General features: G+C 62.9%; 21 protein-coding genes and 2 tRNA genes. 5 read left to right on the plus strand and 18 right to left on the minus strand.

The genetic code is table 11. From position 1 onward, the window contains the following. Positions 1–74 precede the first annotated feature (74 nt). The 4 genes from tauA to xsc (VPH40_RS20300) form a co-directional block, all read right to left on the minus strand. On the minus strand, positions 75–1,127 hold the full coding sequence (gene tauA / locus VPH40_RS20285) for a taurine ABC transporter substrate-binding protein (RefSeq protein ID WP_442906669.1): 1,053 nt from the start codon (positions 1,125–1,127) through the stop codon (positions 75–77). Between the two features lie 121 nt (positions 1,128–1,248). Further along, a complete protein-coding gene (locus tag VPH40_RS20290) occupies positions 1,249–2,688 on the minus strand; it encodes an NAD(P)/FAD-dependent oxidoreductase (RefSeq protein ID WP_251352006.1) in 1,440 nt (479 codons plus the stop codon). A 25-nt stretch (positions 2,689–2,713) separates the two neighbouring features. Next, complete coding sequence (locus VPH40_RS20295; RefSeq protein WP_034788413.1) at positions 2,714–3,121, minus strand: nuclear transport factor 2 family protein; 408 nt, start codon at positions 3,119–3,121, stop codon at positions 2,714–2,716. 198 nt (positions 3,122–3,319) lie between these two features. Further along, positions 3,320–5,128, minus strand: coding sequence for a sulfoacetaldehyde acetyltransferase (gene xsc / locus VPH40_RS20300; RefSeq protein WP_328574490.1), 1,809 nt, complete (start codon positions 5,126–5,128; stop codon positions 3,320–3,322). Positions 5,129–5,352: 224 nt separating this feature from the next. Here xsc (VPH40_RS20300) and VPH40_RS20305 point away from each other — a divergent pair, with 224 nt between their 5' ends. From VPH40_RS20305 to VPH40_RS20315, 3 genes are read left to right on the plus strand one after another with little or no spacing between them, the layout of a single operon-like run. Continuing rightward, the gene (locus VPH40_RS20305; RefSeq protein WP_369811606.1) at positions 5,353–6,189 is read left to right on the plus strand and encodes an IclR family transcriptional regulator; all 837 of its coding nucleotides are present in this window, start codon (positions 5,353–5,355) and stop codon (positions 6,187–6,189) included. Positions 6,190–6,228: 39 nt separating this feature from the next. Next, on the plus strand, positions 6,229–7,203 hold the full coding sequence (locus VPH40_RS20310) for an AAA family ATPase (protein WP_328574343.1): 975 nt from the start codon (positions 6,229–6,231) through the stop codon (positions 7,201–7,203). Next, on the plus strand, positions 7,200–8,942 hold the full coding sequence (locus VPH40_RS20315) for a cobaltochelatase CobT-related protein (RefSeq protein WP_328574344.1): 1,743 nt from the start codon (positions 7,200–7,202) through the stop codon (positions 8,940–8,942). Before VPH40_RS20310 ends, VPH40_RS20315 begins: the two co-directional genes overlap by 4 nt. Here VPH40_RS20315 and VPH40_RS20320 read toward each other — a convergent pair. Together VPH40_RS20320 and VPH40_RS20325 are read right to left on the minus strand one after the other, a co-directional pair. Continuing rightward, the gene (locus VPH40_RS20320; protein ID WP_328574345.1) at positions 8,935–10,074 is read right to left on the minus strand and encodes an AAA family ATPase; all 1,140 of its coding nucleotides are present in this window, start codon (positions 10,072–10,074) and stop codon (positions 8,935–8,937) included. The two genes, VPH40_RS20315 and VPH40_RS20320, sit on opposite strands and share 8 nt — an antisense overlap. Further along, positions 10,071–10,958, minus strand: coding sequence for an RNA ligase family protein (locus VPH40_RS20325; RefSeq protein WP_305061349.1), 888 nt, complete (start codon positions 10,956–10,958; stop codon positions 10,071–10,073). The genes VPH40_RS20320 and VPH40_RS20325 overlap by 4 nt, the downstream gene beginning before the upstream one ends. A gap of 446 nt (positions 10,959–11,404) precedes the next feature. On the opposite strand from VPH40_RS20325, the gene VPH40_RS20330 reads away from it, so the two are divergent. Beyond that, a complete protein-coding gene (locus tag VPH40_RS20330) occupies positions 11,405–12,802 on the plus strand; it encodes an RtcB family protein (RefSeq protein WP_328574346.1) in 1,398 nt (465 codons plus the stop codon). On the opposite strand, the gene VPH40_RS20335 is transcribed toward VPH40_RS20330, so the two are convergent. From VPH40_RS20335 to hisC, 10 genes are all read right to left on the minus strand, one after another. Then, complete coding sequence (locus tag VPH40_RS20335; RefSeq protein ID WP_289899185.1) at positions 12,792–13,556, minus strand: sulfite exporter TauE/SafE family protein; 765 nt, start codon at positions 13,554–13,556, stop codon at positions 12,792–12,794. The two genes, VPH40_RS20330 and VPH40_RS20335, sit on opposite strands and share 11 nt — an antisense overlap. Before the next feature lies 1 nt (position 13,557). Then, positions 13,558–14,559, minus strand: coding sequence for a phosphate acetyltransferase (gene pta / locus VPH40_RS20340; RefSeq protein ID WP_099664801.1), 1,002 nt, complete (start codon positions 14,557–14,559; stop codon positions 13,558–13,560). Between the two features lie 125 nt (positions 14,560–14,684). After that, complete coding sequence (xsc, locus tag VPH40_RS20345) at positions 14,685–16,502, minus strand: sulfoacetaldehyde acetyltransferase (RefSeq protein WP_328574347.1); 1,818 nt, start codon at positions 16,500–16,502, stop codon at positions 14,685–14,687. Between the two features lie 225 nt (positions 16,503–16,727). Further along, entirely contained in the window at positions 16,728–17,738 is a 1,011-nt protein-coding gene (locus VPH40_RS20350) for a porin (protein WP_328574348.1), read from the minus strand. A gap of 82 nt (positions 17,739–17,820) precedes the next feature. Beyond that, complete coding sequence (locus VPH40_RS20355) at positions 17,821–18,636, minus strand: thiazole synthase (protein WP_099664803.1); 816 nt, start codon at positions 18,634–18,636, stop codon at positions 17,821–17,823. Next, a complete protein-coding gene (locus VPH40_RS20360; RefSeq protein WP_328574349.1) occupies positions 18,633–19,937 on the minus strand; it encodes a D-amino acid dehydrogenase in 1,305 nt (434 codons plus the stop codon). Before VPH40_RS20360 ends, VPH40_RS20355 begins: the two co-directional genes overlap by 4 nt. Before the next feature lie 16 nt (positions 19,938–19,953). Continuing rightward, a complete protein-coding gene (locus VPH40_RS20365; RefSeq protein ID WP_251352042.1) occupies positions 19,954–21,018 on the minus strand; it encodes a YeiH family protein in 1,065 nt (354 codons plus the stop codon). A gap of 206 nt (positions 21,019–21,224) precedes the next feature. After that, positions 21,225–22,094 carry an NAD(P)-dependent oxidoreductase gene (locus VPH40_RS20370; RefSeq protein ID WP_099664806.1) on the minus strand — a complete coding sequence of 290 codons (870 nt, stop codon included), beginning with the start codon at positions 22,092–22,094 and terminating at the stop codon, positions 21,225–21,227. A 63-nt stretch (positions 22,095–22,157) separates the two neighbouring features. Beyond that, complete coding sequence (locus tag VPH40_RS20375) at positions 22,158–22,595, minus strand: GNAT family N-acetyltransferase (RefSeq protein WP_328574350.1); 438 nt, start codon at positions 22,593–22,595, stop codon at positions 22,158–22,160. A 4-nt stretch (positions 22,596–22,599) separates the two neighbouring features. Beyond that, complete coding sequence (gene hisC, locus VPH40_RS20380) at positions 22,600–23,655, minus strand: histidinol-phosphate transaminase (protein WP_328574351.1); 1,056 nt, start codon at positions 23,653–23,655, stop codon at positions 22,600–22,602. 125 nt (positions 23,656–23,780) lie between these two features. Here hisC and VPH40_RS20385 point away from each other — a divergent pair, with 125 nt between their 5' ends. Beyond that, on the plus strand, positions 23,781–24,443 hold the full coding sequence (locus tag VPH40_RS20385) for a hypothetical protein (protein WP_305053439.1): 663 nt from the start codon (positions 23,781–23,783) through the stop codon (positions 24,441–24,443). A 163-nt stretch (positions 24,444–24,606) separates the two neighbouring features. Here the strand turns inward: VPH40_RS20385 and VPH40_RS20390 are convergent. Then, positions 24,607–24,696 (minus strand) — tRNA-Ser (locus VPH40_RS20390). 347 nt (positions 24,697–25,043) lie between these two features. Next, a tRNA-Ser gene (locus VPH40_RS20395) sits at positions 25,044–25,133 on the minus strand. Between the last annotated feature and the right edge of the window lie 58 nt (positions 25,134–25,191).

Genomic DNA, 25,191 nt, shown 5'->3' on the forward strand with positions numbered 1-25,191 from the left:
GCATAGGTGTAGTCACTTCAGTTCAACGCATTCTGTTCAGTCAGCGCGCCCGCAAGCGCGCCATCGCACAACGTTTACTTCAGCAGGCCGGCGGCCTGTGCATACTTGGGTGTCACATATTTGGCGTAATCGCTTGCCAGGGTGTCGATCTTGCCTTCGCCCTTCAAAAATTGCGCCGTGGCCAGCAAGGCTTGCGCCACGCCGCCCTTCGCGCCGCCACCGAGCCAGGTGGGCGACGCCTGTTCCTGCAGCGATGGGTAGGCGTACAGGGCCACGGAAGCGGCCACGTCCTTGGCGGCCGCGCCCGAATGCTTGACGTTGGCCTTTACTTGCGGGGAATCGATGGTCCACGCCTTCGGATTGGCGCGGTAGTCGGCGTCGGCAGCGGCCATCACCTTGACGAACTTGGCCATGAAGTCCGCGTTCGCTTCGCCCCAGGCGCGCTCGACGGCCATGCCGTCAAACGTGGCCTTGCCCTTCTTGCTCAGTTCGCCGGAGGTGACGAGCACCTTGCCGTTTTGCTTGAGTTTGCTCAAGGCCGGGTCCCACACGAAGGCCGCGTCGATGTCGCCCCGCTCCCAGGCGGCGGCGATCTGGTTCGGCTGCATGTTCAGCAATTTCACTTCCGTGGGCTTGATGCCCCACGTTTCCAGCGCGAACATGGTGTGGAAGTGCGTGGTGGAAACAAATGGCACGGCAATCTTCTTGCCGCGCAAATCCGTGGGCTTGCTGATGCCGGCGCCGTTGCGCGCCACCATCGCTTCGGCTTCGTTGATGTCGTCGATGATCCAGAACAGCTGCAAGTCGACGCCGCGGCTGACGGCCGCCGTCAATGGGCTGGAACCGATGACGCCGATCTGCACGTCGCCGGACGCCATGCCGGTGGCCACCTTGGCGCCCGAATCGAATTTACGCCAGTTGATTTTATAGCCGGTGGTTTTTTCCACTTCGCCGCTGGCGATGGCCACCAGGAAGGGACCGTTGATTTCCTGGTAGGCAATCGTCACTTCCTTGCCTTGCGCGAAGGCCGTGCCGCTGGAGGCGGCCACGACACCCAGCACCAGTGTGCCGAGGACGGCGCGGCGCATCGCTGAAAATACCGTGTTTTTGCTCGTGTATGTGTTCATGTCTCACTCCAAGTTATTGTTATGTGTGAACGTGCGGGCAATCTCATCCCTTGCGGGAGGCGCCGTTGGTTGCTCTATGTCAACTCATACGGCGGCTTAGTACGGCTACTGCCATTACTATTTAAAACACTTCATCCTTCAAGTGATACCAGCGGTACAGGAAGCGCTGGCCCAGGCGGCGGAACGGGGCGAACGCTTGCGATTCGACCAGTTCCATCATGTTCGGATACGGCAATTTCGAATTGAAGATCGGCAAGCCCGTGTCGCTGGCCTTGCCGGCGATGCGCTCGGCCATGCGCCGGCCAGCCTGCGCCGAGTACATGACGCCGTTGCCGCCGTAACCGAGCGAATAGAAGATCGATTGCTTCGGGTCCGGCTGCACGATGCGCGGCATCATGTCGTGGCTGACGTCGACCCAGCCCCACCACGAGTAATCGATGCCGATACCCGTCAGCGCGGGGAACTTGCGGTGCAGATCGTTGATCAAAAACTGTTTGTATTTGTCGTCCGGCGCGTCGGCGCCCGTGATGGCGCTGCGGCTGCCGATCTGCACGCGGTTGTCCGGCATCAAGCGGTAGTAGTGGCGCAAGATGCGCGTATCCGTGATCACCTGATGGGTGCGGAAGTTGCACGCCTCGATTTCCGCCGGGGTCAACGGGCGCGTGACGAGCGAGTTCGACAGAATCGGCAGCAGACGGTTCTTCACTTGCGGATGCAGGTGGGGCGAGGTGTAGCCGCCCGTGGCCACGGCCACGGAACGGGCACGCACCACGCCGCCCGGCGTTTGCAGATAATGCACGCCATTGCGCGTTTCCCAGCCCATTACGGGGCTGGACGGATGCACCTTGGCGCCCAGCGCGCGCGCCTTGCGCAGGTAGCCGAAGGCCAGCTTGCCCGCATGGATGCCGATGCCTTCCGGCTCGTGCAGCGCGCCGGCCGCTTCCTTGTCGTCGACGTACTCGCGCTTGACGGTGTCGGCGTCGAGGATGCGGGCGTCGTACTTGAAGATCTCGCGCATCACCTTGGCTTCTTTTTCCAGCGCGGGCATGGCTTTCGCCTTGTGGGCGATGTACAGGTGGCCGCCCGGCTGCGGGTCGCAATCGATGTCGGCCGTGATCTTCTTGAACGTTTCCATCGCGTCGCACACTTCCGCGTGCAGTTTCAGGGCCGTGTCCAGCCCATAACGGTCTATCCACTGCGAGCGCTTCAGGCGGCCCGTCGTGCACTGGGCCTGGCCGCCATTGCGCGTGCTGCAGCCCCAGCTGACCCGGTTCGCTTCCAGCACGGTGGCCTTGATGCCATGTTCCTGGGCCAAAAAGATGGCGCAGGACAGGCCCGTAAAACCCGAGCCGATGATGGCCACGTCGACGTCGATGTCATGCGTGATGGGGCCGTCGTCGGCGGGCGGCTCGCCGGCCGTGCCGATCCAGTAAGTGGGCGCGTAGGCATTGCCGTGGCCGGGGCGCTGGGCCACCAGCGGATCGAAGGCGGGATCGTAGGGCGTGCGGGCGGCGGTGCTGTTGCCCATTACGCCAGGCGGGGTGTCGACAGGTTTGTTCATGGTCATTCCTGGTGAACGTGCTGGCTCAGACTGTGACGACGGGTGGGCGATCCTTGCGGAAAGCATTCTTGACTGCGATCTTGCCGTCGCGGAAGGTGAAGATATCGACCATGCGCGCTTCGATGCGCGTGCCGTCCGCCTTGGTGCCGGCAAAGGTCGACTCCGTCACGCCGCGTTCGCCGCTGACGAAATGCACGGGGTTGAGCCAGGCGGCATCAGGGAAGGTTTGCCAGGCCAGCTCGAAGCCGGCGCGCACGGCGTCGCGGCCGATGAAGCTCTTGCCCAGAAGTTCCGGACCGGCGACGGCGTGGAATTCGCAATCGTCGGCCATGGCGGCCATCAGGGCCTCGATATCGTGGCGGTTCCAGGCATCGCCGAACGCTTGCAGGAAGTCCGTGGTGACGGCGTCAGTGTGCGGTACAGGGTGGTTCATGGTTGTCTCCGTAAATCGTTTTTGATACGCTACGTTCCGTTTTTTGTCTTTTATTGAATTTAAGCCTTAAGCATGGCCTTGTCAAATCAAATAATTCAAAAAACGGGACGCCTTGTATTCTTTAATGAAATTATGATGTTTTCGTGACAATCTGTGAGAATTTGGTCACAGCCCATTCCCACAGGCTGGCTCACTTAATTAAACATAGTCCTTGTACTTGTCCAGGTGGCGGATCGGCTTGCTCAGCGCATCGCGGCGGAACGGGTCGCCCAGCTCGCGTGTGCACATGATTTCGATGATGGTCGTCTTGCCCTCATTCATCTGCATGTCGATGGCCTTTTTCAGGGCCGGGCCCACGTCTTCCAGCTTGTCGACCGTGATGCCTTCGGCGCCCATGGCCCGCGCAATTTCCGCAAAGCTCTGGTTGTCGAGTTCCCCGGCGACGAAGCGGCGGTTGTAGAAATCCACCTGGTTTTTCTTTTCCGCGCCCCATTGGCGGTTGTGGAACACCACGGCCGTCACGGGAATGTTGTGGCGCACGCACGTCATCGTTTCCATCAAGCTCATGCCCCAGGCGCCGTCGCCCGCATACGACACGGCCGGGCGGTGCGGTGCAGCCACTTTCGCGCCGATGATGGTCGGGAAGGCATAGCCGCAATTGCCAAAGCTCATCGCCGCAAAGAAGCTGCGCGGCTTTTCGAAGCGCAAGTAACTATTGGCCACCGAGTTGATGTTGCCGATGTCGGTCGACACCATCACGTCTTCCGGCATGGCTTTTTCCAGCTCGCGCAAGACCTGGCGCGGGTGCAGATAATTGCCCGGCTCCTTCTTCTGTTCCTCGATCATGTCCAGGCTGTACGCATCCTTTTCATGGGTCCAGTTCGTCAATTCCTCTTCCCACGCGGCCTTTTCCGCTTGCACGGTGGCATAGCGTGCGTCGCGCGTGGCGTCGCAATCGAGCGTCTTGCCATCCAGGCGGGCAATAATCGCCTTGGCGGCCGCCTTGGCGTCGCCGCAGATGCCCACCGAGATTTTCTTGACCAGCCCCAGCATCTTGTTGTCCGCGTCGATCTGGATGATCTTGGCGTTTTTCGGCCAGTAATCCATGCCGTGCTGCGGCAAGGTGCCGAACGGTCCCAGGCGCGAACCGAGGGCCACGACAACGTCGGCCTGGGCGATCAGTTTCATGGCCGCCTTGGAACCCTGGTAGCCGAGCGGGCCGCACCACAGCGGATGGCTGGCGGGGAAGGAATCGTTGTGCAGGTAACTGTTGACGACGGGCGCGCCCAGGCGCTCGGCCAGGGCCTTGCACTCTTCGATGGCTTCGCCCATGACGACGCCGCCGCCCGAGATGATCACGGGGAACTTGGCCTTCGCCAGCAATGCGGCCGCATCGTTCAGGCTTTGCTCGCCGCCGGCGCCACGGTCCAGGCGGTTCGGTTTCGGGATTTCCGCCTTGATTTCGCCATAGAAATAGTCGCGTGGGATATTCAATTGCGTCGGGCCCATTTCCGACATGGCGCGGTCAAAGCAGCGGCCCGTGAATTCCGCCATGCGGGCGGGATTGGTGACGTGGCCTTGATATTTCGTAAATTCCTCGAACATCGGCAACTGGTTCGCTTCCTGGAAGCCGCCCAGGCCCATGCTCATGGTGCCCGTCTCCGGCGTGATGATCACGACGGGCGTGTGCGCCCAGTAGGCGGCGGCGATGGCGGTCACGCAATTGCTGATGCCGGGGCCGTTCTGGCCGATGACCACGCCATGGCGGCCCGAAACGCGCGCATAGCCGTCGGCCATGTGGCCGGCGCCCTGCTCGTGCACGACGGGGATCAGGCGGATGCCGGCGGGCGCGAAGATATCCATCGGGTCCATGAAGGCCGAGCCCATGATGCCGAACATGTCGGTCACGCCATTGGCGGCCAGGGTTTCCACGAACGCTTCGGAAGGCGTCATCTTTTGCGGGCCGGTGGGGATGGCCGCTGCGGCGGCGGCTTTTTGCTCGGTCATGTCATTCATGGGTGTCTCCTGGTCTGTGGTGATGAAGTGCAGCGAATTATCAATTAATTTATCAAAAATCGGTATATTTTGTTCCGAAATTTGATATACAATTCAATTTAAGCGTTCGGCAATCAAAAGTCAAACAGATTTTCAAGGAAACGGTACAATTTGAGTTCGAAAATGAAATAAGCTGACGTCACACTCAGAGCTACCCAACCGAGGCCACCATGGACATGATTTCATCCCCAAAACTTGAGCCGGAAAAACTGGAAGGCGACACGCCCACGATGCGTTTGTTTGCCTTGCTGGAAGTGATTGCCGAAAAAGACCAGTTGCTGTCGCTGCAAGCGCTGGTGGAAGAAACGGGCTTGCCGAAGCCCACCCTGCACCGCATGCTGCAACAGCTGGAAAGCGTGGGCGTGCTGCAGCGCGAAAGCGATGGCCGCCACTACAGCACGGGCGTGCGCCTGCGCCGCCTCGCATCGAACCTACTGATTAACAACACTTTCCATGGCGCCCGCCGCATGGTCTTGCGCCAGCTGGTCGAGGAGGTGGGCGAAAGCTGCAACCTGACGGCCTTCAGCGGCAGCGAAGTCGTGTACCTGGACCGGGTGGAAACGGCGGCCCCGCTGCGCTTCTACCTGCATCCCGGTTCGCGGGTGCCGGCCCACTGCTCGTCCAGCGGCAAGCTGTTCCTGGCGCAAATGACGCCCGTGCAACGGCGCCGCCTGCTGGGCCACATGGAATTGACGCGCTTTACGGACAAGACGGAAACGGACCCCGTCAAGCTGGAACGCGAACTGGAACTGGTGCGCCGCAACGGCTATGCGCTGGACGACGAGGAATTCCTGCCCGGCCTGCTGTGCGTGGCCGTGCTGGTGCCGAACCCGAACGGCCGCTCGAACTTGGCCGTGGCCATCCAGGCGCCCATCATCCGTTTGACGCACGACAAGGCTTTACATTTCTTGCCAGCATTGCAACGCGCGGCGCAAGCCCTGGCCGCCATCGAATCGGAAACCATGCCGACGACGGGCGGGGACGACGACGCATTGCAGGCAGGTAATTCTTAACCCCGTAGCGCCCCCGCTGCGGTTTCACAGGAGAACAAGGTGCCAGATTCACGCCAACATCCCCCCGCCGCAGCGGCGCAAACCTTGCAGTCCGTGCGCAGCCTGTTCCATATCGACAGCGACCTGCTCGTGCCCGTCTTCACGGAACGCGACCCGCACGTGCCCGACATCGACCCCGCCTACCGCTTCAACAAGGATGTCACCCTGGCGATCCTGGCCGGCTTCACCCACAACCGCCGCGTGATGGTGCAAGGCTTGCACGGCACAGGCAAGTCCACGCATATCGAACAAGTGGCGGCGCGCCTGAACTGGCCTTGCGTGCGCGTCAACCTCGACGGCCACATCAGCCGCCTGGACCTGGTCGGCAAGGACGCCATCGTGCTGCGCGAACAGCAGCAAGTGACGGAATTCCAGGAAGGCATCGTGCCCTGGTCGCTGCAGCGCCCCGTGGCCCTGATCTTCGACGAGTACGACGCGGGCCGTCCCGACGTGATGTTCGTCATCCAGCGCATCCTCGAGCGCGACGGCAAGTTCACCCTGCTCGATCAGAACCGGGTCATCACGCCGCATCCCCACTTCCGCCTGTTCGCCACGTCGAATACGGTGGGCCTCGGCAACTTGAACGGCATGTACCACGGCACGCAAGTGCTGAATCACGCGCAGATCGACCGCTGGAACATCGTTGCCACCCTGAACTATTTGCCGCAGGCGGAAGAAGCGGCAATTGTGCTGGCCAGGGTCCCTTCCATGAACGACGAGGCGGGCCGCCGGCTGGCAGCCGCCATGGTGGCCGTGGCCAGCCTGACGCGCCACGGTTATGCGGCGGGCGACCTGGCGTGCCTGATGTCGCCGCGCACGGTGATTACCTGGGCGGAAAATTGCCAGATCTTCCGCGACCCGGCGCTGGCCTTCCGCCTGTCCTTCCTCAACAAATGCGACGAGGCCGAGCGCCCCATGGTGGCCGAGTATTACCAGCGCTGTTTCAATGAGGAATTGCTGGCGAGCCAGGCATGAGTACGGAAGCGACCGCGCCTGCCGCCTACACGCGCGAGCAGCAGGAAACGGACGAGTTGTGCGCGGGCGCCATCCGCGCGCTGAGCGGCGTTGCCTCCATCCGCTACCGGGGCCGGCGCCTGCACGACGGCCACCGCCCGCTGCCCATCCACTCCGCCCATCTGCAGCCCAATGCCGCGCTGCAGGATTTGCCCTCGCTGCGCGGCGCGGCCGACAGCGTGGCCCTGCGCCTGCTGCACACGGATGCCGCCTTGCACAAGTCCTTGTGTCCGGTGGAACCCGTGGCGCGCCTCGTCTTCGAATTGCTGGAACAGCTCAGGGTGGAAACGCTTGCGCCAGATCAACATGCGGGCGTGGCGCACAACCTGCGCCACCGTTTCACGGCCTGGTCGCATGCGTTCTACGATTCCGGCCTGGCCGAAGGCGCGTCGGGCTTGCTGTTGTACACGGTGTTCCAGATGTGCTGGTCGCGCCTGACGGCCAGGCCCGTGCTGGAAAAGACGGAAGATTTCATCGAGGCCACGCGCTGGTCCGTGTCTTCGCAACTGAGCGGCGACCTGGCGGGCTTGCGCCGCCACCGAACGGACCAGGCGGCCTTTGCGCGCCACGCTCAGGCCATCGCCCACGCCGTCGACGCCATGCTGCAAGAGGCACAGGCGAAGCGCGAAGGCGACCAGGACGAGGCGGGCGACGCCAGGGCGCAGGCGGCCTTCAAGCTGCTGCTCGATTTCGACAGCGACAACGACCACGTGCCCGATGCCGCGCCGCTGGGCGACAGCCGCACCTTCAGCGATGGCCAAGGCGCCTACAAGGCGTACTCCACGGCATATGACCGCGAAGAAAAAGCGGGCGAACTGGTGCGCCGCGCCCTGCTGCTCGAGTACCGCGAACGCATGGATGCGCGCATCGCCAGCCTGGGCATCAACACGGCCCGCCTGGCGCGGCGTTTCACGCAACTGCTGGCCGTGCCGCAACGCGACGGCTGGTCGTTCGGCGAGGAAGAGGGTTATATCGACGGGCGCCGCCTGGCTCAGCTGATCAGTTCCCCGTCCGAACGCCGGCTGTTCCGCAAGGAACAATTCCTGCCGCAAGCCGATTGCCTCGTCACCTTCCTCGTCGATTGCTCCGGCTCCATGAAGACGCATGCGGAATCCGTGGCCGTGCTGCTCGACATTCTGCTGCGCGCGCTGGACCAGGCGGGCATCGCCACGGAGTTGCTGGGTTTTACGACGGGCGCGTGGAACGGGGGACGTGTCAAGCGCGACTGGATGCGCGCCCGCTCGCCCGCCCAGCCGGGCCGCTTGAACGAACTGGTGCACATGGTTTTCAAGGATGGCGACACGAGCTGGCGCCGCGCGCGGCCCGACATCGCGGCCCTGCTGAAAGCGGACCTGTACCGCGAAGGCGTCGATGGCGAAGCCGTGGATTGGGCGTGCACGCGCATGCTGGCGCGCCCGGAACGGCGGCGCATCTTGCTCGTCGTATCCGACGGTTGCCCGATGGATACAGCCACCAACCTGGCCAACGACGAGTTTTATCTGGCGCAACATTTAAAGCAAGTGGTGGCGCGCCGCGAAGCGCAGGGCGCCGTGGAAATCTGCGGATTGGGACTGGGGCTGGAATTGGGCGCCTACTACAGCCGCAGCCTGGCCACCACCCTGCCCGCCTCGCTGAACAATGAGCTGTTCAGCGAGATCGCGCAGTTGCTCGGTGGATGCAAACGCCAATCACTCAAGTAACTTCGTAACGCACGGCATGCGCTTCCATCGGCAGCGGGATTTCCCAGTTCCACAGCATCGACTGCAACTTCTTGTTGCTGAGCGACGTGTCGCGCTGGCCGTTGCGCCGCAGTAATTCCTTGCGCGGCTGCTCCAGGTACACGAGTTCCACCTGCGCATGGTATTTGTACAGCAGGTTGAGCGTCTTTTCGCGCATCAGTTTGGACAGATGCGTGGCGTTCCACACGAACGGTTCGCCCTTGCGCAGCAGCTCGCGCGCCCGCTCTTCCGCATAGTCGCCCACCTGCCCTTCGTTCTTGCCGTGCTTCAATCCCAGGGCGATGCGCGCATCGTCGAAGGAGACGACGGGCAGGCGCGGATGGTGCTTCTCCACCCACGTATTCTTGCCCGACGCGGGCAAGCCCGACATGACGATCACGCGCGAGCCCGGCTCCTGGAACAGGGAGTAATCGGGGTGCGCCTCGGCGCCACGAAAGTATTTGACGCGCGTGTGATCGTCGACAAACACCCGGCGCTGGCCATAGCAGCCTTCCTCGCGCGCCAGTTCGCGGAACAGCTCGATGGCATCTAAAATGCGCTGCGGATCGGGACAGATCCTGCCGCGGATATCGGCCTCGGCCAGCATGGCCAGCAAATGGATATCGACTTGCCACGACAGTTCGCGCACGGTGAACTCGGGCGTCACGCCGCGCCGCGAGGTTTCCAGCGCGAAAAACGGCACTTGATGTACATTAATCAGGCGGCAGATTTCCTCGCGCACGGCAAACGGCACGTCCACGTCCCACAGGGCGATGCGCGCATCGAGGGCGCCCTTGCGCGAGTGGCCGGGCTGGCCGATGGCGCCCGTGACGGGGTCGATCACGGTGGTGCTGCACTTGGCCACGTCGTGCAGCAAGGCGGCCAGGAACACGATTTCCTGCTGTGCCCGCGTGGCTTGCTGGTAATCGGGCATGGCCAGCAGGGATTCCACCACCATCATCGTATGCGTCCACACATCGCCTTCCGCGTGGTACACGGGGTTTTGCGGCGTCGTCTTCGCCAGTTCCAGCTGCGGGAAGGCGGCCAGGCAGGCGTTGAAATCGGGCGACTGGCCCGCCGACGGCACCAGTTGTTGTAACTGTTTCCAGTTCATCTAGTACTCCTTGAAAATATTGCCAGTTCGTCCAGCGACTGGCAAGTGTGCAAGCCCAGGCTCTCCCACGTGACGAGCGGCTGCGGCGCGTACAGGTCCACGCCCTCGGCCAGCAGATTCGGAATCAATGGACGCGTGCTGTGGTGCGAGCCGCTGTCGAGGATGGTTTGCGTAAAGTCATGCCGCACCAGCTTGTAGCGGGCCAGCACCTGCTCGTCGTCTTCCACTTTCAGGTACAGCCCTTCCGCGTGGTCGGACTTGTCCGTCTGCTTCCAGCACAGGTCCAGCGGCAGGCGTTCGCGCGCCACCACGCCTTCGAAAGCGTCGCGCCACAGGCGGGACTTGGCCAGCGAATGGCGCAGCAGCTGCCACAGCTGTTTCGGCGAAGTCGGCATCAATCCCGCATACAGCACGGGCACGGACAGCACGGGCGAGCCGGCCAGCATGGCGTGGCGGCGCGCCGTCGACAAAAACATCTGCGTGCGGCGGCAATACACGTCGAACTCGTTGAAATAATGGGGCAGCCGGTCGTAAAACACGGAATGCTTGCTGTAAGACCATTCGCCAAACAGCACAAATTGATCTTCCAGCAAGTGCAGCAAGGCGTGTTCATGCGCATGCGCCCACGGTTTGAGCAGGTTGAACTGGCGTTCGCTGCCGCCGCCCGCCAGGTAGTGGCCGCGCGACTGCAGCAGCACCTCGCCCGCGTCGCTGAACGACACGGCGGAGTTCGCGCCATCGATTTTTTCCTCGATGACGACATACTGGCCGGCCAGCTTTTTCAGGGGCATCTGGTCGGAACCGTCATCGCCATCCTGCAGGCGCGAGCCTTCCAGGTGCGGCGTGCGCGGGTATTTGAATAAGGGCAAAGATTGTAAAAACATAGCGTCCCACGCCGCGTTCACCGGGGCGTGTCCATACAGGGTCAGGGGTGCTGACGACGTGTTCGGGCGTGGACGATCAGGACGGTGGTCCTGGATACGTGTGCGGAGGGAGCAAAAACAGTGCCGCAGCAATCGGGGGCGTCAACGCGCCGAACGATGCTGCAGAGAGCATTTCGTCAGCGTTAGCAGGTGATGGCGAAGAAGCGAGGCACTTTTGGCTCCAATAAAGAAGAGGTTCGAGAAAGAACCGCGAATATAAAGGCTGTTTGATTATTTTGCAAGTGGCGCTGCGTATCGTGCGCCCTCTTGTGCGCACTGCCGGGGCCGGCGGCTTTGCAATCCGCACAAAGTTTGCTAAGCTGGCGGCACTTCCTGTCGCTGCTGCGTGGAAAACAAACATGGCCCTTGCAAAAAGGCCGTGCATTCGTTATTTCCGGAGCAGAATCGTGTTTCCCCTATCCAGATTACAAAAAGCCCTGCGCCGCCAGGGCATCGCTGTCGCCTATGCCGACGGCATTTATACACTCAGCAATCCGCACGCCCAGGCGTCCGTGCTGCTGCCCCACAACTTTCCCCTCGAGGAAAAAGCCGTGCGCCAGCTGATGGAGTTTGCCGCCGTCGCCGTGCCGGGTCAGGATGGCCATGTCTGCAAGGCCTGCGCCACGCCCGACTTCCACCCGGGCAGCATCGCGCCCGTGGGCAGCATCGTTGCCACCAGTCCCGACATGGTGATTCCCGCCATCCCCGGCACGGACATCGCCTGCGGCATGCGCCTGATCACGACGGGCTTGAGCCTGGCGCAGTTCGAGGCGCGCAAGCCGCAGCTGCTCGCCAAGCTCAAACATGTGCTGCTGGAAGACGGCCGCAACGTGCCGCTGCGCTCGAAAGCGTTTGCCGCCCTGTTCGACGTGGGGCCGGAAGCGTTCATCGACAGCCTGCACAATGATGGCTTGTGGCCACGCGTCGACAAGCAGCGCTTGCTGCGCGAGCTCGACGATTGCATCGCCTTGCGCGAACTGGGCGGCGGCTTGCGCCATGCGCCCGAAGCGCTGGTGGGCACGCGCGAAGTGATACGCGACCCCAGCCTGGGCACCACGGGATCGGGCAACCACTTCGTGGAAATCCAGCTGGTCGATGCCGTCATGGACCGCCATGCCGCGTACCGGCACGGACTGGTGCCCGGCGAAGTGGTCGTCATGATCCACAGCGGCAGCCGCGACGTGGGCTTTTTTGTCGGTAGCCGCTGGATGGACCGCGCCAAAGAGGCGTGGCCGGCAGGCGTGCGCCATCCGAAGTCCGGCCTGTACGGCTTGACGGGCGAACTGGCCGGCGAATACATGGACGCCATGGGCGTGGCGTCGCGCTATGCCTGGGTCAACCGCATGGTATTGGCCGAGCTGGTGCGCGACAGCCTGGCGCAGGTGTTTGCGCAGGATCAATCCCGCCTTGTGGTGGACGTGCCGCACAATGTCATCCTGCGCGAGCACGGCATGAACATCCACCGCAAGGGCGCCACGCCCGCGCGCGAAGGCGACCTGGCGCTGATCCCCGGTTCCATGGGCGATTATTCCTATGTGGCAACGGGGACGGGCAATCCCGACTGGCTGTGGTCGTGCTCGCACGGCGCGGGGCGCAGCATCCGCCGCCAGGCCATGCGCGCCATGCGGCCCACGGTGGGCGGCGACGAAATGGCGTTCCAGTGCGTGACTTTGCGCGAAGAGCGCCGCGTCGAAGAAGCGCCGATGGCGTATAAAAAGATCGGTCCCGTCATCGCCGCGCAGGAGGAAGCGGGCTTGCTGCAATCGGTGGCCCGCCTGAAACCTTTACTGACGTTCAAGGCCTGAGCAATTGCGGCACGGCCGCCGCCATCAGCGAAATGCCGATGGCGGTCAGCACGGCAAACGCGATGCGGCGCATGCCGCGCTGGGCGATCGGCGGCGGATAGCGCTTGCCGGCCATCGTGGCCAGCACGCCGACGGGCAAGGCCAGCGTGCACAGCAGCAATACTTTCGCATCGAGCTGGCCCTGGCTGCCCGCCATCAGCGAGCGCCCGCCCGCGCTGATGGCGAACAGGAAGATCAGACTGTAGCGGATGGTGGTCAGACTCATTTCCTGGCGATAAAACTGGTACACGAGCGGCGGTCCCGCCAGCGAAAACAGGCCCGAAAACAGGCCGCCGCACACGCCGCTGATGAAGAAGCTGCGCTTGTCGGCCGCGCCCGGTCCCGGCGGCGCCTGCAGCAGGATGCTGACGCCGCCATACACGATGGCCGCGCCCAGCAAGAGTCTCAGGATGGGCGCATACGCCTGGTCCAGGTATCCCAATAGCAAGACACCGGCCGCCATGGCCGGCAGCAAGCCGATGCTGGCGGCGCGGATGGCGCGCCAGTCCAGGTGGTGCAAGGCGCCCGGCAAGGCCACGAGGCAATTGGCCAGGGACAACAAACTGACGAGGGCCGCCAGCGCGGGCACGGACGCCAGGCCCAGGCCGCTGGCCACGCCCATGACGATCATGCCCAGTCCGAAACCCGTGACGGTCTGGAAATACGTGCCCGCCGCCACCACGCCCAGCAGCGCCAGCACGGGCAAGCTGAACAACTCAGCGCCCACCCTGGGCCTGCACGGACGTGACGGCAATCACGTTATACACGTCGTCGGCGCAGCAACCGCGCGACAGATCGTTGGCCGGTTTGTTCAAGCCTTGCAGCAAGGGGCCGATGGCGACGGCGCCGCCCATGCGTTCGGCCAATTTATAGCCGATATTGCCCGCGTCCAGGTTGGGAAACACCAGCACGTTCGCGCGGCCGTTGACGACGGAATCCTTGACTTTTCTTTGCGAAATCTCGGCCACGATGGCCGCATCGAGCTGCACGTCGCCATCGATGGCCAGCAGCGGACGCTGGGCCTTAACCCGGTCCGTGGCCGCATGCACCTTGTCGACGGCCGCGTGGTGGGCGCTGCCGCTGGTGGAAAACGACAGCATGGCCACGCGCGGCTCTTCCATCAGCAGGGCTTGCGCGCTGTCGGCGGCGGCCATGGCGATGTCGGCCAATTCCTCCGCCTTCGGGTCGACGACGAGGGCGCAGTCGGAAAAGATGAAACCGCCCTTCAGGCTGTGAAACGGCTCGCACAGCATCATCAGGAAAAAGCTCGACACGAGCTTGAAGGCCGGGTCGACGCCGATGATCTGGATGGCGCTGCGCACCACGTCGGCCGTCGTGTGCACGGCGCCCGCCACGCAACCGTCCGCGTCGCCCAGGCGCACCATCAGGTTGGCATAGCACAAGGGGTCTTGCACGGCGATCCTCGCCTGCTCCACCGTCATGCCCTTGGCTTGACGCAGCACAAACAATTGCTGGGCATAGTGTTCCGACTCGTCGGACGTTTCCGGGTCGACCAGGCGCACGGCATCCAGGTCCAGCGCCTGTTCGCGCGCCAGGGCCAGGATGGCGGCCGGCTTGCCCACGATGGTGATGTGCGCCAGGCCGTCGCTGGCCGCACGCGCGGCCGCCTGCAGCACGCGCACGTCGCCGCCCTCGCACAAGACGATGTTTTTCGGCACGGCGCGGGCTTGCGCGATGATGCGGTGCAGGGCTTTCATGGCGACTCCAATTCGGTAAAAAAATGCCGGAACCACGCAAGCATGAAGCATGAGACATGAAACATGATTCCGGCACATAAAACCCGGCGCGATTGCCGGGGTCATACAAGGATCGGGCAGACTGATTACACGTAGTCTTTGTACTTGTCCAGGTGGCGGATCGGCTTGCTCAGCGCATCGCGGCGGAACGGGTCGCCCAGCTCGCGCGTGCACATGATTTCGATGATGGTGGTCTTGCCTTCATTCATCTGCATGTCGATGGCCTTCTTCAGGGCCGGGCCCACGTCTTCCAGCTTGTCGACCGTGATGCCTTCGGCGCCCATGGCGCGCGCAATCTCGGCAAAGCTCTGGTTGTCCAGCTCACCGGCGACGAAGCGGCGGTTGTAGAAATCCACCTGGTTTTTCTTTTCCGCGCCCCACTGGCGGTTGTGGAACACCACGGCCGTCACGGGAATGTTGTGGCGCACGCACGTCATCGTTTCCATCAAGCTCATGCCCCAGGCGCCGTCGCCCGCATACGACACGGCCGGACGGTGCGGCGCGGCAACCTTGGCGCCGATGATGGTCGGGAAGGCATAACCGCAATTGCCAAAGCTCATCGCCGCAAAGAAGCTGCGCGGCTTTTCGAAGCGCAGGTAACTATTGGCCACCGAGTTGATGTTGCCGATGTCGGTCGACACCATCACGTCTTCCGGCATGGCTTTTTCCAGCTCGCGCAAGACCTGGCGCGGGTGCAGATAATTGCCCGGCTCCTTCTTCTGTTCCTCGATCATGTCCAGGCTGTACGCATCCTTTTCATGGGTCCAGTTCGTCAATTCCTCTTCCCACGCGGCCTTTTCCGCTTGCACGGTGGCATAGCGTGCGTCGCGCGTGGCGTCGCAATCGAGCTTCTTGCCATCCAGGCGGGCAATAATCGCCTTGGCGGCCGCCTTGGCGTCGCCGCAGATGCCCACCGAAATCTTTTTCACCAAACCGAGCATCTTGTTGTCCGCGTCGATCTGGATGATCTTGGCGTTTTTCGGCCAGTAATCCATGCCGTGCTGCGGCAAGGTGCCGAACGGTCCCAGGCGCGAACCGAGGGCCACGACAACGTCGGCCTGGGCGATCAGTTTCATGGCCGCCTTGGAACCCTGGTAGCCGAGCGGGCCGCACCACAGCGGATGGCTGGCGGGGAAGGAATCGTTGTGCAGGTAACTGTTGACGACGGGCGCGCCCAGGCGCTCGGCCAGGGCCTTGCACTCTTCGATGGCTTCGCCCATGACGACGCCGCCGCCCGAGATGATCACGGGGAACTTGGCCTTCGCCAGCAATGCGGCCGCATCGTTCAGGCTTTGCTCGCCGCCGGCGCCACGGTCCAGGCGGTTCGGTTTCGGGATTTCCGCCTTGATTTCGCCATAGAAATAGTCACGGGGAATATTCAATTGCGTCGGACCCATTTCCGACATGGCGCGGTCAAAGCAGCGGCCCGTGAATTCCGCCATGCGGGCGGGATTCGTCACGTGGCCCTGGTATTTCGTAAATTCCTCGAACATCGGCAACTGGTTCGCTTCCTGGAAGCCGCCCAGGCCCATGCTCATCGTGCCCGTCTCGGGAGTAATGATGACCACCGGCGTGTGCGCCCAGTAGGCGGCGGCGATGGCGGTCACGCAATTGCTGATGCCGGGGCCGTTCTGGCCGATGACGACGCCATGGCGGCCCGAGACGCGGGCATAGCCGTCGGCCATGTGGCCGGCGCCTTGCTCGTGCACGACGGGGATCAGGCGGATGCCGGCGGGGGCGAAAATATCCATCGGATCCATGAAGGCCGAGCCCATGATGCCGAACATGTCGGTCACGCCATTGGCGGCCAGGGTTTCCACGAACGCTTCGGAAGGCGTCATCTTTTGCGGGCCGGTGGGGATGGCCGCTGCGGCGGCGGCTTTTTGGTCGGACAGATCGGTCATGGCTCAGTCTCCTTACGGTTTTATGAAAAATCGGTATATTTTGTTCCGATATTTGAAATGCGTATTCAATTTAACGGTTGCGAAATGCGCTGTCAATGAAATTTCATGAAAAATCGGACTGTTTCATTCCTGAATCCGGAATCCGTGACTTTGCCCCACTCCTGAAACAACAATGGCGGCTTATCCGCAACAGACAAGCCGCCATCCCTCGCCGCGCCGTCGCGCTTAGAACTTCAGGCGCATGCCGGCCGTAAAGGCGCTCGAGTTATGCCCTGGCAAGGGCACGCTGCCGCCGCTCGATGCATCGCCGACGAAATTGGTACCCGCGCCATCGTTGCTGATGCGGCCGTACGAGGTGTACAGATTCGTGCGCTTGGACAAGGCATACGTGTAGCCGATGGCCAGCTGGCGCCCGCCGCGGCGCGCATTCGTGCGGTCATCCTTGCGGATGTACGAAGCCATCACGCTGCCCGCCGCGCCCACGGGGGCCGATGCGCCCAGCATGTAGTTGCGGAAATCCATGCCCGCATCGTCCTTGTCCGTCTCATACGCGGCGTGCAGCTTGGCGGGGCCGAAGTCGTAGGTGCCGCCCAGCAAGGTGACTTTCGCCGTGTTCAGCGGCGTATCCTTGCGGTTGTCGTGGGCCAGGGTCAGCACCAGCGGGCCGTTGGCGTAGTCGATGGAAAAATCGATGGTGCGGCCCAGGGTGTTGCTGTCCGGCTTTTCGCCCAAGCCATACATGATGGCGGCCGACAAGCCGTTCACCTTCGGCGTTTCATACATGATGGAATTTTTCGTGCGCAGGCTGGCCACGCTCATCAGGTTGATCGAAGCGCCCGTCATGCCCGTCTCGAAGGGGTCGATATTGTCCAGCGCGGTAAACAGCGGGTTGTGCTGCAAACCCAGGTTCACGGCGCCGAAGCCGCCCGACAGGCCCACGTAAGCCTTGCGCCCGAACAAGGCGCCCTGGCGGTTGGCGCCCGTATCCACGTCGAGGCCGTTTTCCAGCAAGAAGTTGGCCTTTAAATTATTGCCCAGGTCTTCCGTGCCTTTGAAGCCGATGCGGCTGCCCGACTGCACGCCGGTGGCCAGTTTGGTGACGGAACCGTCCGCGCCGCCGTGTTCGGACGTCAGGCCCGCGTCGAGCAAGCCGTACACGGTGACGGACGATTGGGCGCTGGCGTTGCCGGCAAGAAAGGAAGCCAGGATGGCTGCCGCTACGAGTGTGTGTTTCATGTCATCTCCAGGTATTGTGGTTTTTATAAACGCTTGAAACGATAATCGACTACGGTGCTGCAAATGCTGCAAATGCGGCCGCTCAGGCGATCAGCCCGGCCATCGGCGACGAGGGCGAAGCGCTCATGGCGTCCGCTCTCCGGGGCATGCGTCCGGCCAGGTAAGCCTCGCGTCCGCCCTGCACTGCCAGTTTCATGGCGCGCGCCATGCGTATCGGTTCGCGCGCCGCCGCGATGGCGGTATTCATCAGGATGCCGTCGCAACCGAGTTCCATGGCGATGGCCGCGTCCGACGCCGTGCCCACGCCCGCGTCGACCAGCACGGGCACGCGGGCTTGCTCGATGATCAGCGACAAGTTCCACGGATTCAAAATGCCCATGCCCGAGCCGATCAGGGAGGCCAGCGGCATGACGGCGATGCAGCCGAGGTCTTCCAGCATGCGCGCCTGGATGGGGTCGTCGCTGCAATACACCATCACCTGGAAGCCGTCGCGCACCAGCTCCCCGGCCGCCTTGAGGGTTTCCGGCATGTTCGGGAACAAGGTCTTTTCATCGCCCAGCACTTCCAGCTTGCACAGCGGGTGGCCGCCCAGCAACTCGCGCGCCAGTTGCAAGGTGTAGACGGCGTCGCGCGCGTTGTAGCAGCCGCCCGTGTTAGGCAGAATCGTGTATTTCGATGGCGGAATGAAGTCGAGCAAGTTCGGCTCGCCCTTTTCCTGGCCGATATTCACGCGGCGTATCGTCACCGTGACGATGTCGGCGCCGCTCTCTTCGATGGCCAGGCGCGTTTCCTCGAAATCCTTGTATTTACCTGTACCCACCAGCAGGCGCGACTGGTAGGTAGTGCCGGCCAGGGTCAGGCCGCCGGGTGGCTGGCTGGGGGTGGCGTCGTCTCTCATCGTGGTGCTCTCCTTAGTTGAACCAAAGCGGTCTCTTGCCGGGGCGGCTCGCCGCAAAACGCAAAATCGACTTCCGGCCGGCGTCCCGACACGAGGTCGGCCAACGCCCTGCCCGCGCCGCAGCCCATGGTCCAGCCCAGAGTGCCGTGGCCCGTGTTGAGGAACAGCTGGCGGTAGCGCGTGGCGCCGATGTAGGGCACGTTCGACGGCGTCAGGGGGCGCAAGCCGGCCCAGTAGACGGGATCGCTGTAATCGCAGGCGTGGGGAAACAGCGCCTGCACGCGGCGCGTGATGGCGGCGCAGCGCACGGGATTGAGTTCCCGCGTGTAGCCGTTCAACTCGCACGTGCCCGCCACGCGCAGGCGTTCGCCCAGGCGCGAAAACACCAATTTGTGGCCGTCGTCCGTCAGCGAGACGGTCGGCGCGGCGGACGGGTCAAGGATCGGATAGGTGGCGGAGTAACCCTTGCCCGGATACAGCATCAAGCGCATGCCCAGCGGCTGCAGCAGGGGCGCGGAAAAGCTGCCCATGGCCACCACCACGGCGTCCGCGTATTCCAGGCGGTGGCGCCCGTGCGCATCGATGCATTCCACGCCCGCGATACGTTCGCCATCGGCCAGCAGGCGCGTCACGGCGGTGCCGTACTGGAAATCCACGCCGGCAGCGGCGGCGCGCGCGGCCAGCGCCGTGGTAAACAGATGCACGTCGCCCGACTCGTCGCTGGCCGTGAAATCGCCGCCGACGATGTGCCGGCGGGCGTGGGCCAGGGCCGGTTCCAGCCGGATTACCTCGTCCGCGCTGACGGTGTTGCGCGGGCAGCCCAGTTCGCGCAACAGCGCGGCGCCCGCTTGCGATTTGTCAAACTCCTGCTGGTCCGTATAAAAATGCAGGATGCCCCGCTCCAGGTGGTCATACGCGATGCCCGTCTCGCGCCGCAAGGCTTGCAGGCTCTGCCGGCTGTACTCGGCCAGGGCAACGATCTGGCGCATGTTGCGCGCCACCCGCGACGGCAAACATTCGCGCAGGTAGTGCAAGGCCCACTGCCATTGCAGCGCATCCAGGCGGGGACGGAACAGCAGCGGCGCGTCGTCCTTGCCCAACCAGCGCACGACCTTGCGCAGGGTGGCGGGATTCGCCCACGGTTCCGCATGCGAGACGGAAATCTGTCCGCCGTTGCCGAAGCTGGTTTCCTGCGCGGCGCCCGCCTGGCGCTCGAGCACGCGTACGTCGTGGCCCGCCTGGCGCAAATACCAGGCCGATGCCGTGCCGACCACGCCGGCGCCGAGGACGAGGATCTTCATGGCGGGCCCGCTTCGCTCAGCGCGTCAGCAGGACGGCGATGGCGACGAAGGCGGCGATCCACACCGTTTCCATCACCAGCATGATCACGGGACGCCAGCCCAGCGAGGCCAGCGACTGGAACGACGTTTTCACGCCCAGCGCGGCGATGGCGATGACGAGACAGGCACGCGAGGCATTGTTGATCCAGCCATTCACTTCCTGCGGAATCAGGCCCAGGCTGTTCGTGATGACGAGCCAGACAAAGCCGATCAGGAAGAACGGCACGAGCGGCGGCGCATCGACTTCGCTCTTGCCATCCTTGCGCTTGAACATGATCGACAGGCCCAGCACGACGGGCACGAGGCACGCGACGCGCGTCAGTTTCACGAAGGTGGCCACGTCGCCCGTGTGGTTGCTGACCAGGTAGCCGGCGCCCACCACTTGCGCTACATCATGGATGGTGCCGCCGATGAATACGCCCGCCTCCGTCGGGTCAAAGCCCAGCAGCTTGACCAGCAGCGGGTAGACGATCATGGCCAGGGTGGACAGCGACGTCACGCCCACCACCGTCAGCAGCGTAAATTTTTCGTTTTCCTTGGTTTGCGGCAGCACGGCCGAGATGGCCAGCGCGGCCGAGGCGCCGCAGATGGCCACGGAACCACCGGACAGGATGCCTTCCGTGATGGGACGCTTCAGCCACCTGGCCAGCATATAGCCGAAACCCAGGGTGGCCACCAGCCCGCCGACGACGATCAACAACGGCGTCACGCCCACGGAAGCGATCTGGTTGAAGGTGATGCGCGCGCCCAGCAGGGCCACGCCCGTGCGCAGCAGCACCTTGCTGCAAAACTCGATGCCGGGCTTGCAGGTGGGGTCGGATGCGAGGAAGTGGAAGGCCAGGCCGAAGAACAGCGCGTACAGCAGCTGGGGGCCGCCGTAATTGCTGGAAATAAAGGTGGCCGACAGGGCGATCACCAGCGCGATGGCCACGCCGGGCCAGCTGCGCAGCACGGCGCGGGGGCGCCAGATGGCGACGGCGGAAGACAGGTAGGGAATGTTCTTGTCGACAACGCGTGTTATCGCTGAGGAGTTGGTTTTCATGCGGGTCCGCTCATAATGTTTTAAAAATTGGGACATTTCATCTCGTTTTTTAATAATACACGATGAGCTAGCGAAGTCCATGCTTTTCCATGAAAATCGAAACCGGATGTTCCGGAAACTGACGTTTCAAGGTTAATGCTGGCGTAAACGACAAGCGGCGCGGCCCTTTGCAGGGACGCGCCGCTCTCTACCGAGGAGTTAAAAACTTACTTTTTGTTCAGGCGGGTAATCAGGCTGGACGTATCGTAGCGGTTGCCGCCCGCCTGCTGCACTTCGCCATAGAACTGGTCCGTCAAGGTCGTCACGGGCAAGTCGCTGCCGTTGCGCTTGGCTTCGGCGAGGCAGATGCCCAGGTCCTTGCGCATCAGGTCGACGGCGAAGCCGAAGTCGAACTTACGTTCGATCATGGTCTTGCCCCGGTTTTCCAGCTGCCACGACTGCGCCGCGCCCTTGGAAATCACGTCGACGACGAGGGCCGCGTCCAGGCCCGCGTTTTCCGCAAAGGCGATGCCTTCGCTCAAGGCTTGCACGAGGCCCGCGATGCAGATCTGGTTGACCATTTTTGTGAGCTGGCCGGAACCGGAAGCACCCATGTAGGTGACGGCGCGCGAGAACAGCGCGATGACGGGCTCGGCCCTTGCATACGCTTCCGCATCGCCGCCCACCATCACCGTCAGCTTGCCGTTTTCCGCGCCCGCCTGGCCGCCGGACACGGGCGCGTCGAGGAAGAACACGCCCTGCTCTTTCGCCGCAGCATGGATGGTGCGCGCCGCTTCGGCGGAAGCCGTTGTATGGTCGATCAGGATGCTGCCCGGCGCCATGGCGGACAGCAAGCCGCCCTCTTCCAGGATGACTTGATACAGATCATTATCGTTGCCGATGCATGTAAACACGAACTCGGCGCCTGCAGCGGCGGCGGCCGGCGTGGCGGCGCTGCTGCCCTTGTGCTGTTCCAGCCAGGCGGCCGCGCGGGCCGGGTTGCGGTTGTACACGGTGACGTCGTGCCCGCCCGCCGCCAGGTGACCTGCCATGGGGAAACCCATGACGCCCAAACCGATGAATGCCACTTTTGCCATATTGTCCGTCCTGTCGATGAATGAATCCGATTATTGTTGCACAAACAGTCGCCGCCGGCAGCCTCAAGGCGCGGGGGCGCGCCGATAATACAGGTCGAACTCTTCCTCGCCATCGGGCACGAAGCCGTGACGCACATAGAAGCGGTTCGCCTCGCTGTCGCGCAAGGCGCCCACACGCACGCTCTGGCGGGCCGCATCGGCCTCGGCAAACACGCGCGCCAGCACGGCCGCGCCCATCCCTTGCCGCTGGTAGCCGGGTGCCAGGTAGAGGTGGTCGAGCAACAGATAGTCCGCTTGCGGCCGCAACACATAGAAGCCGGCCAGCGTGTCGTCATGGCGCAACTGCCAGGTACGGGCTGGATCAAAAGTGGCCAGGAAACGATCGCGCGCCCGCTGCGGATCATAGCGGCCGATGCGCTCCAGGCTTGCGCGCATGGCAGCCACGCGCAGGCTGGCCAGCGCCTCGCCATCGGCCAGGCTGGCAGGCAAGAAGGTCAGCATGGCGTCACAGCAGGTCGCGCAGCGCCGCCACCAGGGCTGCGCATTCGGCTGGGTTGCCGATGCTGATGCGCAAATACTGGCTGATGCGCGGCGCGTTGAAATGGCGCACGATCACGGAGCGGGCGCGCAAGCCGGCGGCCAGTTGCGCCGCGTCATGCTGCGGGTGGCGGGCAAAGACGAAATTGGCCACCGAGGGCAGCACCTCGAAGCCCAGCGCCGCCAGGTCCGCCGTCAGCTGTTCGCGGCTGGCGATCACGGCCTGGCGCGTCTGCTGGAAATACGCTTCGTCGTGCAGCGACGCGACGGCACCGGCCAGCGCCAGCCGGTCCAGCGGATACGAATTGAAACTGTTCTTCACTCTTTCCAGCGCCTCGATCAGGTCAGGATGCCCGAAGGCACTGCCCACGCGCAAGCCGGCCAAGGAGCGCGACTTCGAGAATGTCTGCACCACCAGCAAGTTCGGATAACGCTCGACCAGGGACACGGCGCTCTCGCCGCCAAAATCCACATACGCTTCATCGACCACCACGACGGCGTCGGGATGGTCGCGCAGCATGGTTTCCACGCCGGCCAGCGGCAAGTCCACGCCTGTCGGCGCGTTGGGATTGGGAAAGATGATGGCGCCGCACGGCCCCTGGTAATCTTGCGGACGGATGCGCATGGCATCGTCGAGCGCTACCGTGCGGTAGTCGATGCCGTACAGCTTGCAATACACGGGGTAGAAGCTGTAGCTGATATCCGGGAACAGCAGCGGCGCATCGTGCTTGAGCAAGGCCATGAAGGCCAGCGCCAGCACTTCGTCGGAACCGTTGCCGACGAACACTTGCGCGCTGCTCAGGCCGTGGTAGTCGGCCAGAGTTTGCTTCAGTTCGCTCGCCGTGGGATCGGGGTACAGGCGCAGGCTGTCGTTGGCCGCTGCGCGCAGCGCGGCCAGCACCTGAGGCGACGGGCCGTAGGGGTTTTCGTTGGTATTGAGTTTGACCAGGTCGGGCAGTTTCGGTTGCTCGCCCGGGATGTAGGGGGTCAGCTCGCTGACGATGGTGCTCCAGAATCGGCTCATTGGTTTTATTGGTGGGGGCAGGATGGGGATACGGTAGATTACCATAGGGTGAGCGGGGTCAAGGCGGACACCATCGGCGAGGAGTAGCGTGGGCGGCATCGGCCCCAACGTGAAGAGGACGCAGCATGAACAGCATGCACAAGCTGAGCGATACGCAGGTGCGGCATGGCGCGCTGACGCAACAGTCACGCCAGCGCAAGATCGATGCGTGGCTGCAGGTCGCAGCCAGTCTCAGCGAGCAGATCACCGTGGAATTGCAGACTGCCACGGAGCAGCTACAGGGCGAAGGAATGGCCGACTTGCAGCGCGTGACGGCGCTGGCGCAACGCCTGGCAAGCAATAGCAAAGCCATGCGCGATACCCTCGGGACACTGTTTGACAGCGGTGAAAAAAGCGAGGAGCATGCAGTGACAAGCACGGAGGATTGCGCCATGGACGAGCAAGTCAACGCACTGGCAAAAGACATGGCCAGTGTGAAACTGGACGTAAAGGATGTAAAGGTCGATGTGGCTGACATCAAGGTGGATGTTGCTGGTCTGAAAACGGATGTCACTGGCCTCAAGGTGGATGTTGCTGGTCTGAAAACGGATGTCGCTGCTCTCAAAACCGATGTCGGCGTTCTCAAGACGGATGTCAGTGGCTTGAAACTGGACCTCGCTGTGGTGCGCTCCAATTATGCGACCAAGTCAGATGTGGCTGAGGCGAAGTCGGCTGTCATCCTGTCGTGCGTGGGGACGATCATTGCCATGTCGGGCGTCGCGTTTGCGGTGGCCAAGCTCGTGCACTAGCTTGCGGTAGTGGGGACGCTGGCTTTCAAAGTCTGAATGGAGGAAAAAACGCCTTGCGCTGCGCGCTTTGGGCGGTTTTTTCTACCTGGCCTGATACGCTGGTGGCTGGCATCTGTTGTGGGCATAAAAAAAGCTCCCTTGCGGGAGCTTCTCTTATGTATTCTGGCGGAGAGGGTGGGATTCGAACCCACGGTACGATTTAACGTACGCTTGATTTCGAGTCAAGTACATTCGACCACTCTGCCACCTCTCCGTTTACTGCGGTCTATTCGTTCAAACTGACGTGCCTGTTTGAACGAGGCGCTATTTTAGCATGGGGATTGTTGGGTTGGGTAGGGGTTTTATTGGCGATTTGCAACTGAGGGCTGGTAGCCAAACCAAAAAACCAATCGGGCGATTCGGGGAGCCTCGTACAAGGCGCGGCTCGCCTTTGTAGACGCCACCTTGGCGCACGCGTGAAAACCAATTTAACGATTCGGGGAGCCTCGCGCGAGTACGCGCTCGTCTTCGAATCCCACGCGCAAGGCGCGCAGGCGCCTTGCTCCTCTTCGCCGCCACAAATAAAAAAAGCTCCCTTGCGGGAGCTTTCTCTATTTGTTCTGGCGGAGAGGGTGGGATTCGAACCCACGGTACGATTTAACGTACGCTTGATTTCGAGTCAAGTACATTCGACCACTCTGCCACCTCTCCATTTGCTGCGGTCTCTCCCGCATTGCTGCGAGAAGGCAAGATTATAGCAGCCGCTTGA

The sequence above is a fragment of the Janthinobacterium sp. P210005 genome (genome assembly GCF_036231865.1).
Classification (GTDB): Bacteria; Pseudomonadota; Gammaproteobacteria; order Burkholderiales; family Burkholderiaceae_D; genus Janthinobacterium; species Janthinobacterium kumbetense.